14 protein-coding genes are annotated in these 16,148 nt (G+C 72.2%); 7 read left to right on the top strand and 7 right to left on the bottom strand.

The features are described 5' to 3' along the window. The first annotated feature begins 56 nt into the window (after positions 1-56). Positions 57-1,343 carry an argininosuccinate lyase gene (gene argH / locus FQY64_RS01565; protein WP_146471948.1) on the top strand — a complete coding sequence of 429 codons (1,287 nt, stop codon included), beginning with the start codon at positions 57-59 and terminating at the stop codon, positions 1,341-1,343. A gap of 448 nt (positions 1,344-1,791) precedes the next feature. Here the strand turns inward: argH and xth are convergent, their stop codons facing one another. From xth to FQY64_RS01545, 4 genes are all read right to left on the bottom strand, one after another. Next, entirely contained in the window at positions 1,792-2,691 is a 900-nt protein-coding gene (gene xth / locus FQY64_RS01560; protein ID WP_146471947.1) for an exodeoxyribonuclease III, read from the bottom strand. Between the two features lie 70 nt (positions 2,692-2,761). Further along, positions 2,762-3,628 carry a GGDEF domain-containing protein gene (locus FQY64_RS01555; protein ID WP_146471946.1) on the bottom strand — a complete coding sequence of 289 codons (867 nt, stop codon included), beginning with the start codon at positions 3,626-3,628 and terminating at the stop codon, positions 2,762-2,764. 283 nt (positions 3,629-3,911) lie between these two features. Next, positions 3,912-5,072 carry a DUF1615 domain-containing protein gene (locus tag FQY64_RS01550; protein ID WP_146471945.1) on the bottom strand — a complete coding sequence of 387 codons (1,161 nt, stop codon included), beginning with the start codon at positions 5,070-5,072 and terminating at the stop codon, positions 3,912-3,914. Between the two features lie 109 nt (positions 5,073-5,181). Further along, positions 5,182-7,050: a peptide-N4-asparagine amidase gene (locus FQY64_RS01545; protein WP_186760821.1), complete on the bottom strand. Its 1,869-nt coding sequence runs from the start codon at positions 7,048-7,050 to the stop codon at positions 5,182-5,184. A 478-nt stretch (positions 7,051-7,528) separates the two neighbouring features. On the opposite strand from FQY64_RS01545, the gene FQY64_RS01540 reads away from it, so the two are divergent. Next, positions 7,529-8,329: a DUF72 domain-containing protein gene (locus FQY64_RS01540; protein ID WP_146471943.1), complete on the top strand. Its 801-nt coding sequence runs from the start codon at positions 7,529-7,531 to the stop codon at positions 8,327-8,329. Here FQY64_RS01540 and FQY64_RS01535 read toward each other — a convergent pair. The 3 genes from FQY64_RS01535 to FQY64_RS01525 are packed head-to-tail and all read right to left on the bottom strand — an operon-like array spanning position 8,321 to position 10,061. Further along, entirely contained in the window at positions 8,321-9,034 is a 714-nt protein-coding gene (locus FQY64_RS01535) for a hypothetical protein (protein WP_146471942.1), read from the bottom strand. The two genes, FQY64_RS01540 and FQY64_RS01535, sit on opposite strands and share 9 nt — an antisense overlap. Before the next feature lie 29 nt (positions 9,035-9,063). Next, positions 9,064-9,846: a TatD family hydrolase gene (locus FQY64_RS01530; RefSeq protein WP_146471941.1), complete on the bottom strand. Its 783-nt coding sequence runs from the start codon at positions 9,844-9,846 to the stop codon at positions 9,064-9,066. Further along, positions 9,843-10,061, bottom strand: coding sequence for a DUF6116 family protein (locus FQY64_RS01525; protein ID WP_146471940.1), 219 nt, complete (start codon positions 10,059-10,061; stop codon positions 9,843-9,845). Before FQY64_RS01525 ends, FQY64_RS01530 begins: the two co-directional genes overlap by 4 nt. A 161-nt stretch (positions 10,062-10,222) precedes the next feature. On the opposite strand from FQY64_RS01525, the gene FQY64_RS01520 reads away from it, so the two are divergent. The 5 genes from FQY64_RS01520 to FQY64_RS01500 all read left to right on the top strand — a co-directional run bounded on the left by FQY64_RS01520 (position 10,223) and on the right by FQY64_RS01500 (position 16,033). Beyond that, a complete protein-coding gene (locus FQY64_RS01520; protein ID WP_276508303.1) occupies positions 10,223-11,026 on the top strand; it encodes a glycine zipper 2TM domain-containing protein in 804 nt (267 codons plus the stop codon). A 121-nt stretch (positions 11,027-11,147) separates the two neighbouring features. After that, the gene (locus tag FQY64_RS01515) at positions 11,148-12,311 is read left to right on the top strand and encodes an acyl-CoA dehydrogenase family protein (protein WP_146471939.1); all 1,164 of its coding nucleotides are present in this window, start codon (positions 11,148-11,150) and stop codon (positions 12,309-12,311) included. A gap of 174 nt (positions 12,312-12,485) precedes the next feature. Further along, positions 12,486-13,037 carry a GNAT family N-acetyltransferase gene (locus FQY64_RS01510; protein ID WP_146471938.1) on the top strand — a complete coding sequence of 184 codons (552 nt, stop codon included), beginning with the start codon at positions 12,486-12,488 and terminating at the stop codon, positions 13,035-13,037. Then, positions 13,004-13,672 carry a glutathione S-transferase family protein gene (locus FQY64_RS01505; protein WP_146471937.1) on the top strand — a complete coding sequence of 223 codons (669 nt, stop codon included), beginning with the start codon at positions 13,004-13,006 and terminating at the stop codon, positions 13,670-13,672. Before FQY64_RS01510 ends, FQY64_RS01505 begins: the two co-directional genes overlap by 34 nt. 78 nt (positions 13,673-13,750) lie before the next feature. Next, on the top strand, positions 13,751-16,033 hold the full coding sequence (locus FQY64_RS01500; protein ID WP_146471936.1) for a thiamine pyrophosphate-dependent enzyme: 2,283 nt from the start codon (positions 13,751-13,753) through the stop codon (positions 16,031-16,033). The last annotated feature ends 115 nt before the right edge of the window (positions 16,034-16,148 follow it).

Raw genomic sequence — 16,148 nt, 5'->3', positions numbered from 1 at the left:
GTTCGTCCCGATCCGTGTCCAGCCGTGCGAGCCGTGGCTGATTTCGAGAGAACGACATGACCGACCTGCTCTGGCAAAAGCCCGGCGTGAAGGTGGATGCGCGCATCCAGCGCTTCCTCGCGGGCGAGGATGTGCTGCTCGACCGCGCGTTCTTCCTGCACGACATCGAGGCCAGCCGCGCGCATGCGGCGGGCCTGGCGGCGATCGGCATCCTCGGCGCGGACGAGCTGGAGGCGCTCGAGCGCGAACTGGATGTGCTGGCCGATGACTTCCGCGCCGGCCGCTTCGTGCTGGACGAACGTTTCGAGGACGGCCATTCCGCGATCGAGGCGCGGCTGACCGAGCGCCTGGGCGATGCCGGCCGCCGCATCCATACCGGCCGCAGCCGCAACGACCAGATCCTGGTCGCCACGCGCCTGTGGCTGAAGGCGCGGCTGGACGAGCTCGCCTCGCTCTGCCGCGAATGCGCCGAGGTCGCGCTCGCCCGCGCCGAAGCCGAGCAGGCGCTGCCGATGCCGGGCTACACGCATCTGCAGCGCGCGGTGGTGTCCTCGGCGGGGATGTGGTGGGCCGGCTGGGCCGAGGCGTTCATCGACGATGCGGAGCGGGCGCGGCAGACGCGGGCGTGGGTCGACGCCAATCCGCTCGGCAGCGCGGCCGGCTACGGCGTCAACCTGCCGCTGCCGCGCGAGGCGACCACGCAGCGGCTCGGATTCGCGCGCATGCAGGTGGCCGCGACCTACGCCCAGCTCTCGCGCGGCAAGTTCGAACTGGCGGCGATCGAGGCACTGGCGATGGCGCTGCTCGACCTGCGCCGGCTGGCGTGGGACCTCAGCCTGTTCACCAGCGCCGAATTCGGCTTCGTCGCGCTGCCGGCCGAGTACACCACCGGCAGCTCGATCATGCCGAACAAGCGCAATCCCGACGTGGTCGAACTGATGCGCGCCAGCTACGCGAGCGTCGCCGCCGCGCGGACCGAGATCGAACAGGTGCTGTCGCTGCCGTCGGGCTACCACCGCGACCTGCAGTTCACCAAGGGCGCGCTGGTGCATGCGTTCGGCCGCGGGCTGGGGGCGCTTGCGCTGCTGCCCGACCTGCTGCGCAATCTCGATTGGAAGCCGGACCCCATGCGCGCGGGGCTCGACCGTTCGATGTTCGCCACCGATCTGGCCGTCGATCTGGCGCGGCAGGGCATGCCGTTCCGCGATGCCTACCGGCTCGCCGCCGATCCGGCGCGCTGGCCCGAGGGCGACCCCGAGGCGAGCCTGCGCGCGCGCGTCTCGCCGGGCGCGGCGGGCGACCTCCGGCTCGACCTGTTGCGGACGCGGCTGCGCGCGCTCTGAGGGGGCGGCTGCCCACGACATAGCGGATGTGGCCGTGTCTTTCGTCCCTCTCCCCCGCTTGCGGGGGAGAGGGCAGGGTGAGGGGGCGCGCCGCAGGCGCGTGGGGACGTGGGCGGTTGCGGCGTCGCGCGGCCCCCTCACCCCGACCCTCTCCCCCAACGGCGGGGCCGTTGGGGGAGAGGGAGCAGACGACGACGTGGCAGATGTGGCCGTGTCTTTCGTCCCTCTCCCCCGCTTGCGGGGGAGAGGGCAGGGTGAGGGGGGCGCCGCAGGCGCGCGGGGACGTGGGCGGTTGCGGCGTCGCGCGGGCCCCCTCACCCCGACCCTCTCCCCCAAACGGCGGGGCCGTTGGGGGAGAGGGAGCACACGACGACGTGGCAGATGTGGCCCGTGTCCCTTTCGTCCCTCTCCCCCGTTCGGCAAGGGCATCGGGCTTCGTCGGTGCGCCCTATGCCTCGAGTTTGCGGGCGCGGCGCGGGGCGTCGGCTTCGGCGGTGCGTTTCGTGGCCCGTCGGGCGCGGGGTTTCGAGGTCCCGGCGGGCTTGTCCGCCGCCGCCGCGGCGCCCTCGGCGAGTTCGACCCATGTCGGCGCGTGGTCGCTGGCGCCCTCCAGGCCGCGCACCCAGCGGTCGACGCCGGCCGCCTTCAGGCGTGGGGCCAGCGACGGGCTGAGCAGCAGGTGGTCGATGCGCAGGCCGGCGTCGCGTTCCCAGTGCTGCCGGAAGTAGTCCCAGAAGGTGTAGATGCGCTGCGTCGGATACTGCGCCCGCAGCGCATCGGTCCAGCCCTGCGCCAGCAGGCGGCGCCAGCATTCGCGGCTCTCCGGCTGCAGCAGCGCGTCGCGCTTCCACGAGCGCGGGTCGTAAATGTCCAGCTCGTCGGTCGGCACGACGTTGTAGTCGCCGGCGAGCACCACCGGGTGGCCGGTCGCCAGCAGCGTGGCGGCGTAATCGATCAGACGCTCGAACCAGCGCAGCTTGTAGTCGAACTTCGGGCCGGGCTGCGGGTTGCCGTTCGGCAGGTACAGGCAGCCGACGATCACGCCGTGCGCGACCGCCTCCAGATAGCGGCTGTGGCTGTCGTCCGGATCGCCCGGCAGCCCGCGCCGCGTCTCCAGCGGCTCGGCGTCGCGCGCGAGGATCGCCACCCCGTTCCACGAACGCTGCCCGTGCCAGCGCGCACCGTAGCCGGCGGCCGCGATCTCGTCGGCGGGGAACGCGTCGTCGGTGGCCTTCAGCTCCTGCAGGCAGACGATGTCCGGGCGCTCGCGCGCGAGCCACTGCAGCAGATGCGGCAGGCGCCGGCGGATGCCGTTGACGTTGAAGGTGGCGATGCGCAGCGTGGACATCCCGTTCCTGCAGGGAGACGACCGCGGCCTTGTAGCAGCCGGGCGGTGAGCGGCGCGTCCTGCGTGGCGCTCAGAGGTGGCGGCCGGTGTCCGCCGCGACGCGCGGCAGCGCGTCGTCGGCCACCACCACGCGGTTGCGGCCCTGACGCTTGGCGGCGTAGAGCGCGGCGTCCGCGCGCGCGAACAGCGCCGTGGCGACGTAGTCGTTCTCGTCGGCGGCGTGGGCCACGCCCATGCTGAGCGAGAGGTCCGGCAGCGGCGGCTCGTGGCGCGTGGCCTCGGTTTCCACCGCGCGGCGGATGCGATCCAGCAGCGCGACCACCTCGTCCGGCGCCTGGTCGGAACAGGCGATCAGGAACTCGTCGCCGCCGAAGCGGCCGAACAGGTCCTCGCTGTCCAGATGGCGGCGCACCACGCCCGCGACCAGCCTGAGCGCGGCATCCCCGACCAGGTGCCCGTGGCGGTCGTTGATCGTCTTGAAGTGATCCAGGTCGAACACCACCAGCGTGAGCGGACGACGGATCCGCGAGCACAGATCGGCGCGTTCGCGCAGTTCCTTGGTGAAGGCCTGTCGGTTGAGGGTGCCGGTCAGCGGATCGTTGACCACCAGTTGCTGCAGATGCGCGGACTGCTCGCGCAGCTGCTCGTGCGCGGTCCGCAGCCGTCGGCGCTCGCGGTCCAGGCGCGATTTCTCCCGCGCCAGCCGGTGCGCGCGGCGCCATGCCCACCAGGCGAACAGCAGCGCCGCAAGGCCGAGACTCCAGGCCAGGACCGCGTGGCCGTCGCTGGCGTCGTTCGCGTCCGGGCTGGCGGCCGGAGGAGGCGTGCGAGCCGCCGGCGGGGGCGTCGCGGCGAGGCGTTCGCGCCGTTCGCGTTCGGCGCGGCGCCGTTCGGCCTCGGCGGCGGCCTCGCGCGCGGCGGCCTCGGCGGCGACCACGGCCGGATGCGGTCGGCGCCGCGGCGGCTCGCCATCCGGGGCCGGCTGGTCGGCGGGCGGGGGCGGAGGCTGCAGGACGACGATCGGCGGCGGTGCGTCGCGGTTCGGCGGCGGGGAGGGCGGCGCGCCCGGCGACGGTGTCTGCGCCCAGGCGCCCGCACAGACCAGTGCGAGCCCGCAGGCTGTCAGGCAAGGGCGGAGGGACACCGGACGCGCGCTCCTTTTGCAAGGCCCCAGCGTAACCGGATTCGCTTTCCGTGACGACCGTGTCAAAACGCCCGGATCAGCGCCGCCCGGAGCGGGCCTTGGCCATGCAGCGGCGGTAACGGCCCTCCACCCGTTCGGCGAACCATGCCGTGGTCAGCCTGCGGGTGATCTTCGGGCTCTGCAGGCGGATGCGGGGCACCAGCGCGCGCGGCAGCGGCCGCCCCGCCTTGCGGTCGGCCAGTTCGAACACGCGCCGGTACAGGTCGGTGCGCTCGAAACGCGGGCCGTGGGAGATCTCCAGCGCGTCGCGGATCTCCGCTTCCGTCATCTGCAGCCGGGGCGCGAGCGCGCGCAGGGCGCGCTCGGTGGCGCCGACCACGTCGCGGTCGCGGTGGTGGACCAGATCGCCGTCGAGATCCAGCGCGGCGCCGGCCAGCCGCGCGACCGCGCTCTGGAAGGCCGCATTGCGGCTGGCGTACCAGCCGGCGTTGAAATCGGCGAACCGGTACAGCGGCCTGTCGTAGGGCGCCGGGTAGTCGAGCAGGTGGGCGATGCCGAAGTACATGCCGCCGCGACGGGTGAACACCTCGTGCCGGATCGAGCCCTGCACCGGGTACGGGTAGCGTTCGGCGCCGGCGTGACGCTCGGCGAAGGCGATGCTCACCTGCATCGGCCCCCCGGTGCGCACCGGGTTGGCGCCGGCGAGCAGCCGCCGGCCGAGCGGCACGGTGTCGGTCATCTCCTCGTAGAGATCGCTGAGCTCCTTCTCGGTGCGCACCGCGGCCAGTCGCCGTTCCCAGGTGCGACCGTCGGGCGATTCCAGTTGCAGTGCGGCACGCACCACCAGCGCCGGCACGTGGATGCGCTGCGCGCGGCGCTCGATCTCGGCGCGCGCGATGCGGCCGAGCCCCGGCACCGGCGGATGCGGGTTGAAGTTCGACTCCTGCTCGGTGACGGCCAGCACCGCGCAGATGTTCTGCGCGCTCGGCTCGATGTCGAGCGCGGCGAACGCGGCGTAGATGTCCACCGCCCAGCCCTTGCGGTCGGCGACGTAGCCGGGCAGCAGGCGGGCGATCTGCGCACGCACCTCGTCGGGCGAGGGCCCGCTCGGCCTGCGTTCGCAGGCGGTTGTCAGGATGGCCGCGACCAGCAGCAGAACCTGGGCGATGCGAAGCGCGCCGGTGCGGCGCGCGCGGCGGCGCGGGCCCGGCGCCGGGGGCAGGGGGGACGGGATCATCGCGCGAAGATAGGGCCTGCACGCCGCGATCGGTAGGGCGTGCGCGCCGGCAGGCCCGTGCCCCCGCGGCGCCCTCCGTGCGCGGGAGGGCGCCGACCCGCCGGCCGGATCAGTTCGCCGGCGCCCAGCCGAGGCCGTCGGGCGCGCCGTCGCCCCGCGCGAACCAGCGCAGCGCGTTGCGGCCTCCGGGGCACTTCGTCCCGCGGGTGCGGCTCACCAGCGCGCCGTCGGCGGTGGCGAGCGTCGCGCTGTAGCAACTGCCGTAGCTGTCGGTGAACAGGTAATCGCGCCGGCTCTGCCACCCCGTGCGCCGTCCGGCGGGCTGGCCGTCGACCGGCTTCCACGTCTGGCTGGCATCGAACGCATCCGACACCTGCGTGCGGTAGGGCGCGATACCCGGCCGCACATGGGTGGCGCGCAGGCCGCGCGCCTGGTGCGCGCGCGCGCTGACGATCGAGGTGAGGAACGTATCGCCGAACTCGCCGGGCACCAGCAGGCCGGCGTGGCGATAGTCCAGCAGCAGCGGATAGCTGAAGTACTCGCGGTCCTCGCTGATCGCGACCCCGTCGCGCGTGCTGCGGCTGACGCGGTCCACCGTGCTGGACAGGCGGATCTTCTGCAGATAGTCGTGCTTGTAGGGGTCGTCGAACCACAGCGTATCGGGGTCGGGGCCCGTGACCGCCAGGATCTGCCGGTTGGCGAACGCCTGCGTCTGCACCACCGTGTGCCGCAGCCGTCCGCGCGAGGTCCGCACCACGCCCTCGATCACGTAGTGCCTCCGCGCGGTGGTCGCAAGTTCGCCCTGCACCGTCTCGTCGGCGGCGGCGAGCGTGCTGGTCACCTGCGGCCGCGCCGGCTGGTCGGCCAGCGTGTTGCGCACGACACCGCCGGTGACCTGCACGCTGCCGCGATCCAGATGCAGCAGCAACTGCGCCGACACGTGCGCGTAGCCGGCCGGTTCGGAGGCGACGACGACCGCTTCGATCGTATGCGGCGTGCCGTCGCTCAGCAGCGCCGCGAACGGCGACAGATCGACGCGGAACGGAAGGAAGTTGAGCGCCTGCGTGCTCGGGGCGACGCCGTCGAGCAGGCCCGGATGGCGCTCGTGCAGATTGCTCGGCAGCCACGGGAACATCGGCGCCAGTCCCGCGCGCTGGCCGTCGATGCGCACCTCCACCTCGCGGAAGCTGCCGCCCACGCAGCCCTGCGGCAGCGTGCGCCGGCGCGCGCGCGCGTCGCCGAGCGCGAACTTGCTGCGCAGCGTGGGGTAGGCCGCGGCCATCGCCTGCGGCACGCAGCCGTACCAGAACCGCTGCGCGCCGAGCGCCTGCGCGGTGACGTCCAGATACGCGCGCTCGATGTTGCGCGGCAACGACAGGGTCGCCGCGGCGCGCGGGGTGCCGTCCGTCCAGTGCTGCGCCGGCAGCGCGTACACCGCGTCGGCCACGCGCGGCGCCGGCGTCTGCGCGCTGGCGGGATAGAACAGCAGCTTGATCGCGCGCGCGCCGATCGGCAGATAGCCGTCCTCGTAGATCGAGTTGTCGTCGCTGGCGATGAGGTACGCCGTCTGCGCGCGCGTGAACAGCGCGGCGTAGTCGGTGACGTCGCGCTCCAGCCGCCAGACCGGCACGCCGTCGTGTTCCTGCGGCGCGCCGACGAAGATCGAGCCCGGCGACGGATCGCCCGGCAACGCGCCGTCGAAGCGGATTTCGATGTTGGCCGACGGCGCATCCGGCGGACGCGGGCCGCTCAGCTCCACCGCCAGCACCACCTTCGCCCACGGGCCGGGGCAGCCGGCCGGCGGCAGGAAGAAGAACGGCTCGGCGAAGTTCGGCCGGATGAAGCCGCTGTTGCGCACGAGCTCGACCACGCACGGCGTGCCCGCCGCGCGCGGCACCCGCGGTTCGACGATGAGCGGATCCGCGCCGGCGAGCAGCGGATCGAGCGCCAGCGGCCGCGGCTGCGCGCCGGCCGACATCGCGGGCGACGCGGCGAACGAGGCCCGAGGCGGCTCGGCCGTCGACGCGGAGTGCGTGCCTGGGTGGGATCGAGGCGCGCCCGCGAAAGCGAGTACGCCAAGGGCCACCACGGACAGACCCGCCAGGGCCAGCCCGCGGGTTCCGCGCTGCAGGAAAGACATGGATGTGTTCCTTGGCGGCGATGCGCCGCCTGCTGCTGTTGCGATCCGCGTGTCCGGGACACGCGGCCCCCGCTGCGGTGGCCGCATCGCGCACGCCGTCGAGTCCGGATGCGATGCGCCACCGCGTATGGCGGATAACGCTTGCATAACGTTTGTCTGCGACATGTGCATGACGCGGAGCGAACGCGTGTGCGGCGCGCGTCGTTCGGTCAGCTCTGTGACGGCGCTTCCAGCGTCGCCCGGTGCAGCGCGACACGGTCCTTGCACGCCGGCGGCTTCACGCGTCGCTGCCGAGCCGCCCCGCAGCGTTGGTCGCATGCCATCCCGTTCCGCACCGGCGATCCGCATCGGCTGCGCCGGCTGGTCGATCGCCACGCGCCACGCCGTCTTGTTCGACGACGGCGGCAGCGCGCTGGCGCGCTACGCCACCCGCCTCGACGTGGCCGAGATCAATTCGTCCTTCTACCGGCCGCATCGGCCGCAGACGTACGAGCGCTGGGCGGCGCAGGTGCCGCCGCACTTCCGCTTCTCGGTGAAGGTCCCCAAGGCCGTCACGCACGAGGCGCGGCTCGTGCGCGCCGGCGATGCGCTGGCGCGTTTCGCCGACGAGGTCGCGGGCCTGGGGCGCAAGCTCGGCGGGCTGCTGGTGCAACTGCCGCCGAGCCTGGCGTACGAGGCGCGCGTCGCCAACACGTTCTTCGCGGTGCTGCGGCGCCGCTTCCCGCGCACGCCGGTGGCCTGCGAACCGCGCCATCCGAGCTGGTACGAACCGCGGGTGGACGCGCTCTGGGCGCGCCACGCCGTCGCCCGCGTGGCCGCCGACCCGCCGCGTCCGCAGGACGCCGCGGTGCCCGGCGGCCACGGCCGCTGGCACTACTGGCGATGGCACGGCTCGCCGCGGATCTACTTCAGCGCGTACGACGACGACCGCCTGCGCGCGCTCGCCGCAGCCTTGCGTGCGCATGCGCGGCGCGGTCGTCCGGTGTGGTGCATCTTCGACAACACCGCGCATGCGCACGCGATCGAGAACGCGCTCCGGCTGAAGGCGCTGCTGCGGGAGGCGCCGCCGGAACGCGACGACGCCGCGCCGCGCCGGTCCTTGTCGCGGCTACGGTGAAACCTCGAACCGCTCGATGCGCAGTTCGAAGTAGGGCGCGCCGTCGTGCTCGATGCGCAGCCGGCGCGGCCAGCGCACGCCCGCGGCCTCGACCGTGCCGTCGAACAGGAAGCGCTGCGTCACCTCGCCGTTGCCGTCCGCCGCGGGCACACGGTTCGTCAGCACGGCCAGGCGGCCGTCCGGCGCGAAGTGGAGATCGGCGGGCGGCGCCAGCGGATGCTCGACGCGAATGCCCGGCCGCCCCTGCGCATCGGGCGGCAGCGGCGCGCGCCTGACGCCCGCCTCGCGCAACGGCAGAAGCCGCATCAGCCCATACACCGCGAACTGCGCGCGCTCGTGCCGCAGCATCGGCTCCGGCATCGGCCGCCGCGTGCCGTCGGGCAGCACCAGCTCGCCGCCGGTCGCGTCGATGCGCATCTGGCGCGGTCGCGGCGGTGTCTCGTCGCGGCGCCAGGAGGTCGAGTGCGCGGAGGCGAACGGACGCACCCGCGTCCGCACCCGCAGCGGGATCGTGGTCGTGCCCGCGTGCACCTCCGCTTCGCCTTCCCAGGACAGCGATCGCGCGCGATCGAGCGCGCGCTCGCCGCCGGCCGCGGCGATGGCGCGCTCGAGCAGCGCCTCCGGGTCGGCGGCATCGCGACGGGGCGGAGCGCCCGCGCAGGCGGCGAGGATCGCCAGGATCGGCACCAACGCGAGCAGGCGCATGGACGGACTCCGCGCGACGGGCCTCCAGCTTACGCGTCGGTGCGGGCGGCGGGCAGACCGAACAACCGGCACGCGTTCGCGCTCGTCGCGGCGGCCACCTCCGCGGGATCGCAACCGCGCAGCGCGGCGATCGCCCGCGCCACGTGCGGAAGGCGCGCCGGTTCGTTGCGTTCGCCGCGATGGTCGGCGTCGGGCTGGTCGGGCGCGTCGGTTTCCAGCACGAGGAAGTCGAGCGGCATCGTCGCCGCCAGCCGCCGCAGCCGGTTCGCGCGCGGATAGGTGACCGGGCCGCCGAGGCCGATCACGAACCCAAGATCCCACAACTGCCGGGCCTGTTCGGGACTGCCGGAGAAGCTGTGCACCACGCCGCGCACCCCACCCACGCGGCGGATCGCCAGGATCGTTTCCTCCACCGCGCGCCGCGCGTGCACCACCAGCGGCAGCGCGTACTCGCGCGCCAGTTCCAGGTGGCGCACGAACACGCGCATCTGCGCCTCGCGGTCGAGCCCCTCGACGTAGTAATCCAGGCCGCATTCGCCGATCGCCACCGGGCGTTCGCGCTCGATCCACTCGCGCAGCGCGTCGAGGTGCTCCTCGCGATGGCGCTCGAGCATCAGCGGGTGCAGGCCGTAGGCCGCATGCAGTCCCGAGTCCATCGCGCATACCTCGCGCAACCGGGGCCAGGTCGCCGCCTCGATCGCGGGGACGATCTGATGCGCGACGCCGGCATCGCGCGCGCGCGCGATCGCCGCCTCGCGGTCGCGGTCGAATTCCTCGACGTCGAGATGGCAGTGGGTGTCGACCAGCATCAGCGGCGCGGCGGTTCCACCTGCGGCGCGGCGGCGCGCCGGTCCTTCCAGTTCGCCAGCAGCATCGTCGCCAGGCCGAGCAGCACCTCGTCCGCGAACGGCAGCAGATCCGGCACCAGCATATCGATCACGAAGATCGCGGCGGTCAGCTTGAACAGCGTGGGATGCCGCAACCGGCTCGCCCAGCGCAGGAACGGTTGGAGCAGCGGATAGGCCATGACGGCGCCCTCGACGGGATGCGTGAAGGCTAACAGCCGCGCGATGTGACGTGTTTACGCGTCAGTCAGACGTGACGAAAAAATAACGCACGCGTTCAGCCAGCCGGTGCTGGAATCCTCGCCGTCGAAAGCAGGGCCGACGCGCCCACTGAGGAGTCCGCATGAACAGGAACATGCTCGCCGCCGTGTTGGCTTCCATGCTGGTGGGAGGCGTCGCCGTCGCCGCCTACAACAGCTTCCGCACCGACGATGCCCCGAACGCGATGCCCGCCGCGGCGCCCGCGTCCGCCGTCGCGGTGGACGCGCCGCGCGACGACGCGCTGGCCGCCCCGCGTCTGGACTACGCCGACGTGCTCGACGTGCGCCCGATCACCGAAACCCGGCCGCTTTATGCCAGCGTGATCGGCAGCGAGCCGATCCGCGAGACCAGCACCACCAGCGCGCCGCGCGAGGTGTGCGAGGACGTGGTCGTGCAGGAGCGGCTGCCGGAGCGCGACGGCAACGTCGGCGGCACGGTGGCCGGCGCGATCATCGGCGGCCTGGTCGGCAACCAGATCGGCGACGGCAACGGCCGCAAGGCGGCCACCGCCGCCGGCGCGGTCGCCGGCGGGTACATCGGCAACCGCGTCGACCGCAACCATGTCGGCGGCCGCGTGGTCAGCCGCACCGAACGGCAGTGCCGCACGATCACCGACACCTCGCGCTCCACCCGCGTGGTCGGCTACAACGTGACCTACCGCAACGAGGACGGCACCACCGGCACGATGCGCGTGGACGGCAAGCCGGGCAACCGCATCCATCTCGGCAGCCGCGAGCAGATCGTCGGCTACGACGTCACCTACCGTTACCAGGGCCAGCAGCAGACGGTGCGCATGGACGAGCGCCCGGGCCCGCGGCTGCCGGTGGTGGACGGCGAGGTGGTGGTGCGTACCGCCGCGGTGGCGTCCAGCGATCCGCGCGGCTGATCCGCGCGCGCAGCGGACATCCGAGGGGCCGGGCGACCGGCCCCTTTTCCATTCCGGCGGCGCGGGCGGAGGCGGCGGATTACAATGGCGCACTTTGCCGCCCTTGTCCCCTTAACCCGCCATGGCCCTGAACCCTTACGACCTGTACGACGTGCGCTCGCTGCTGACCGAAGAGGAGCGCGCGGTGCAGGACACCGTCGCCCGCTTCACCGACGAGCGCGTGCTTCCCATCATCGGCGAGTGCTTCGAGCAGGGCCGCTTCCCCACGGAACTGATCCCGGAGATCGCCAGCCTCGGCCTGCTCGGTTCCTCGCTGCCCGAGCAGTACGGCTGCGCCGGCCTGAACGCGGTCAGCTACGGCCTGATCTGCCAGGAGCTCGAACGCGGCGATTCCGGCATCCGCAGCTTCGTTTCGGTGCAGAGCTCGCTGTGCATGTACCCGATCTACGCCTACGGCACCGAGGAGCAGCGCCAGCGTTGGCTGCCCGGCATGGCGCGCGGCGAGATCATCGGCTGCTTCGGCCTGACCGAGCCGCACGGCGGCTCCGACCCCGCCAACATGAAGACCCACGCGCGCCGCGACGGCGGCGACTGGGTCCTCAACGGCGCCAAGATGTGGATCACCAACGGCAACCTGGCCGACATCGCCATCGTCTGGGCGCAGACCGACGACGGCATCCAGGGCTTCGTGGTCGAGAAGGGCATGCCCGGCTTCGCGGCGCAGGAGATCAAGCACAAGATGTCGCTGCGCGCCTCGGTCACCAGCGCGCTCTACTTCGACAACGTGCGCGTGCCGGAGGCGAACCGGCTGCCGAACGTGAAGGGCCTCAAGGGCCCGCTCGGCTGCCTCACCCAGGCGCGCTACGGCATCACCTGGGGCCCGATCGGCTCGGCGATCGCCTGCCTCGACGAGGCGCTGCGCTACTCCAAGGAGCGCATCCTGTTCGGCCGCCCGGTCGCGGCGACGCAGGCCGCGCAGCTCAAGCTGGCCGACATGGCGCGCCGGATCACCGCCGCGCAGCTCATCTCGCTGCAGCTCGGCCGCCTGAAGGACGCCGGCCGCATGCAGCCGACGCAGGTGTCGCTGGCGAAGTGGAACAACGTGCGCATGGCGATCGACATCGCGCGCGAGTCGCGCGACCTGCTGGGCGGCGCCGGCATCACCGTCGAACACTGCGCGATCCGCCACGCGCTGAACCTCGAATCGGTCATCACCTACGAGGGCACCGAGACGGTGCACCAGTTGGTGGTCGGCCGCGAGCTGACCGGCATCAACGCGTTCTGACCCCGGCCGCGGGGGCGATCCCGCCGAGCCCCTCTCCCGCATGCGGGAGAGACAGGCGACGGCTCACCACCACGGCATCCCCTCTTCCGCTTGCGGGAGAGGGACAGGGTGAGGGCAGCGGCGGAGCGGCATCGTTGCAACCGCCTCATCGGACAAGGTCTCGGAGAGCCTCGCGTGACCCTCGACATCCGCATCGAAACCGAGCGCCTGATCCTGCGCGTGCCGCGCATCGAGGACTTCGAGCGCTACGCCGAGCTGCTCGGCGACGAGGAGGCCGCACGCTACATCGGCGGCCACCTGCCGCGCGCGGCCGCCTGGCGCCGCTTCCTGCAGATGCCGGGCGCGTGGGTGGTGCAGGGCTTCGCGATGTTCTCGGTGGAGGAGAAGGGCACCGGTCGCTGGCTGGGGCAGACCGGCCCGTGGAAGCCCGACGGCTGGCCGGGCAACGAGGTCGGCTGGTCGTTCCATCCCGATGCCTGGGGCCGCGGCTACGCCACCGAAGCGGCCACGGCGGCGATGGACTGGGCGTTCGACACGCTCGGCTGGGATGCGGTGATCCACTGCATCGATCCGGCCAACGTGCCCTCGCAGAAGCTCGCGCAGCGCCTGGGTTCGCGCAATCTCGGCCCCGGAAAGCTGCCGCCGCCGTACGAGGATGCCGCGACCGAGATCTGGGGACAGTCCCGCGACCAATGGCAGGCGCGGCGCGGAAGGAGCGCGGCGTGATCACCGTTCACGGCTTCTCCGTTTCCGGCAACTGCCACAAGGTGCGCTTGCTGCTGGAACAGCTCGGCCGCCCGTACCGCTGGGTCGAGGTGGACAGCGCGCGCGGCGGCACGCGCACGGCCGGGTTCCTGGCGATCAATCCGAACGGCAAGGTGCCGGTGCTCGTGCGCGAGGACGGCGCGGTGCTGACCGAGTCGGACGCGATGCTGTTCTGGCTGGCCGAGGGCACGCCGTTCCTGCCCGACGACGCCTGGCAGCGCGCGCAGGCGCTGTCGTGGATGTTCTTCGAGCAGTACAGCCATGAGCCCTACGTGGCCGTGGCGCGATTCATCTGCGGCTGGACGCCGCTCGACTCGCCGCGGCGCGCGGAGCTGCCGCGCCTGCGCGAGCGCGGCCACCAGGCGCTTGCCGTGATGGAGCGCCATCTGGCGACGCACGAGTGGTTCACCGGCGCGCGCTACGGCATCGCCGATATCGCGCTGTTCGCCTACACCCACGTCGCGCCGCACGGCGGCATCGCGCTGGACGCCTATCCGCGCATCCGCGACTGGCTGGCGCGCGTGCAGGCCACGCCCGGTTTCGTGCCCATGCCCGCGCCGGATGCCGACGCGCAGGCGCTGATCGACCGCTCGTAGGGCGGGACTCGTCCCGCCGCTTCGTTACCGGATCACCCACATCGATGGCGGGTCGAGACCCGCACTACAGAAGCCGACATGTTCGCCAAGGTTCCCAATCCCATTCCCGCCCGCATGAAGGGCGTCAACCGCGCCGAGGTCTGCGACGCCAATTTCGTCGAGTTCGTGAAGCAGTGGGACGGCCCGCGCGAGGCGCGGCCGGCGGCGCACGAAGCGATCCTCGACGGCAGCGCGCTCGATGCGCAGGGCTTCCGCGAGCTGTTCGAGTCGCAATTGATCAGCCGCCACCTCGACCTGATGGCGCGCGTGCTGCGCGTGCAGAACAAGGTCTTCTACACCATCGGCAGCTCCGGTCACGAAGGCAACGCGATGGTGGCGCGGCTGACGCGCCATACCGATCCCGCATTCCTGCACTACCGCAGCGGCGGCTTCATGGCCGAGCGCTTCCGCAAGCTGCCGGGCATGGACCCGATCATGGATTCGGCGCTGTCGTTCGCGGCGAGCAAGGAAGACCCGGCCAGCGGCGGCCGCCACAAGGTGTGGGGCAGCAAGCCGCTGTGGGTGTTGCCGCAGACCTCGACCATCGCCTCGCACCTGCCGAAGGCGTTGGGCACCGCGGTGGCCATCGAGGCCGGCCGCCGCATCGGCCATCGGCTTCCGGTGCCGGACGACAGCATCGTGATCTGCTCTTTCGGCGATGCTTCCGCCAACCACGCCACCGCGCAGACCGCGTTCAACGCCGCGGCCTGGACCGCGTACCAGAAGCTGCCGGCGCCGGTGCTGTTCGTCTGCGAGGACAACGGCATCGGCATCTCGGTGAAGACGCCGGGCGGCTGGATCGCGCGCCGCTTCCAGGCAATGGAAGGGCTCGACTACTTCTATGCCGACGGGCTGGATCTCGCCACGGGCTACGGCGAGGTGCAGCGTGCCGTGGAACATTGCCGGCGCACGCGCCGGCCGACGTTCCTGCACCTGCGCACCACCCGCATCATGGGCCACGCCGGCACCGACTTCGAGATCGAGTGGCGTTCGATCGAGGAGATCTGCGCGGTGGAGGCGAGCGATCCGCTGCTGCGTTCGGCGGCCATCGCGCTCGAATCCGGCCTGATGGGCAAGGACGAGATCCTCGAGCTGTACGAGGCGACGCGGAAGAAATGTTTCGCCGCCGCCGAGGAGGCCGACCGCCGCCCGAAGCTGCAGACTCTGGAAGAAGTGGTCGCGCCGCTCGCGCCGTACACGCCGGAGGCGGTCAATGCCGAGGCCACGCGCGCCGACTACGCCGAGCGCCGCGTGCAGGCGTTCGGTGGCGAGGCGAAGCTGCCGGAGCACCAGCCGCCGCGCCATCTCGCCATTCAGATCAACAACGCGCTGCACGACCTGTTCGCGAAGTATCCGGAGGCGCTGCTGTTCGGCGAGGACGTGGCGCAGAAGGGCGGCGTCTACACCGTCACGAAGGGCCTGTACAAGGCGTTCGGCCCGCGCCGCGTGTTCAACACGCTGCTGGACGAGACGATGATCCTCGGCATGGCGCAGGGCTTCGCCAACATGGGCCTGCTGCCGGTGCCGGAGATCCAGTACCTCGCCTACTTCCACAACGCCTGCGACCAGATCCGCGGCGAGGCGTGCTCGCTGCAGTTCTTCAGCAACGGGCAGTACCGGAACCCGATGGTGATGCGGATCGCCTCGCTGGGCTACCAGCGCGGCTTCGGCGGGCATTTCCACAACGACAACTCGATCACCGCGCTGCGCGACATCCCGAGCCTGGTGGTCGGCTGCCCGTCGCGCGGCGACGATGCCGCGATGATGCTGCGCACGATGATGGCGCTGGCCAAGGTCGACGGCCGCGTGTGCGCGTTCCTCGAGCCGATCGCGCTCTACATGACGAAGGACCTGTACGAAGCCGGCGACGGCGGCTGGCTGACGACCTATCCGACGCCCGACCGCGCGATTCCGCTGGGCGAGGGCCGGGTGTACGCGCCGCAGGACGGCAGCGCCGGCGACGACCTGGTCATTTTCACCTTCGGCAACGGCGTGCCGATGAGCCTGCGCGCGGTGCGCGAGATCGAGCGCAGGCACGACTGGAAGGCGCGCGTGGTCGACCTGCGCTGGCTGGTGCCGCTCAACGAGGCGTTCATCGTCGAACAGGCGCGCAGCGCGAAGCGCGTGATCGTGGTCGACGAGGGGCGCCGCAGCGCCGGCGTGGGCGAGGGCATCATCACCGCGCTGGTCGAGGGCGGCCTCGGCCATCTGCCGTTGAAGCGCGTGGTCGGCGCCGACACCTATACGCCGCTGGCGGGCGCCGCGTTCCTGGTGATCCCGTCCGAAGCGGACATCGTCGCCGCCGCCGACGCGCTCGCCTGACGGGCGGGGCATCCGTTCAGGCGCACCCAACCCATGGCACAGGCCGGCCTCGCACGGCCGGGCTAGAACGGCGCATCCCCTGGGGGATTTCCGCCGCGGCCCGTGCCGCGTGGCC

Origin of the sequence: Vulcaniibacterium thermophilum (genome assembly GCF_007923255.1) — a bacterium.
Classification (GTDB): domain Bacteria; phylum Pseudomonadota; class Gammaproteobacteria; order Xanthomonadales; family Xanthomonadaceae; genus Lysobacter_F; species Lysobacter_F thermophilum.
The sequence above is the reverse complement of the archived record's forward strand: the minus strand, read 5'-3'. Positions and strand labels throughout refer to the sequence as shown.

Coding starts and splice junctions, on each gene's coding strand:
- argH (WP_146471948.1), top strand. CDS start 57: ATGACCGACCTGCTCTGGCAAAAGCCCGGCGTGAAGGTGGATGCGCGC.
- xth (WP_146471947.1), bottom strand. CDS start 2,691: ATGTCCACGCTGCGCATCGCCACCTTCAACGTCAACGGCATCCGCCGG.
- FQY64_RS01550 (WP_146471945.1), bottom strand. CDS start 5,072: ATGATCCCGTCCCCCCTGCCCCCGGCGCCGGGCCCGCGCCGCCGCGCG.
- FQY64_RS01545 (WP_186760821.1), bottom strand. CDS start 7,050: ATGTCGGCCGGCGCGCAGCCGCGGCCGCTGGCGCTCGATCCGCTGCTC.
- FQY64_RS01540 (WP_146471943.1), top strand. CDS start 7,529: ATGCCATCCCGTTCCGCACCGGCGATCCGCATCGGCTGCGCCGGCTGG.
- FQY64_RS01535 (WP_146471942.1), bottom strand. CDS start 9,034: ATGCGCCTGCTCGCGTTGGTGCCGATCCTGGCGATCCTCGCCGCCTGC.
- FQY64_RS01525 (WP_146471940.1), bottom strand. CDS start 10,061: ATGGCCTATCCGCTGCTCCAACCGTTCCTGCGCTGGGCGAGCCGGTTG.
- FQY64_RS01520 (WP_276508303.1), top strand. CDS start 10,223: ATGAACAGGAACATGCTCGCCGCCGTGTTGGCTTCCATGCTGGTGGGA.
- FQY64_RS01515 (WP_146471939.1), top strand. CDS start 11,148: ATGGCCCTGAACCCTTACGACCTGTACGACGTGCGCTCGCTGCTGACC.
- FQY64_RS01505 (WP_146471937.1), top strand. CDS start 13,004: ATGGCAGGCGCGGCGCGGAAGGAGCGCGGCGTGATCACCGTTCACGGC.
- FQY64_RS01500 (WP_146471936.1), top strand. CDS start 13,751: ATGTTCGCCAAGGTTCCCAATCCCATTCCCGCCCGCATGAAGGGCGTC.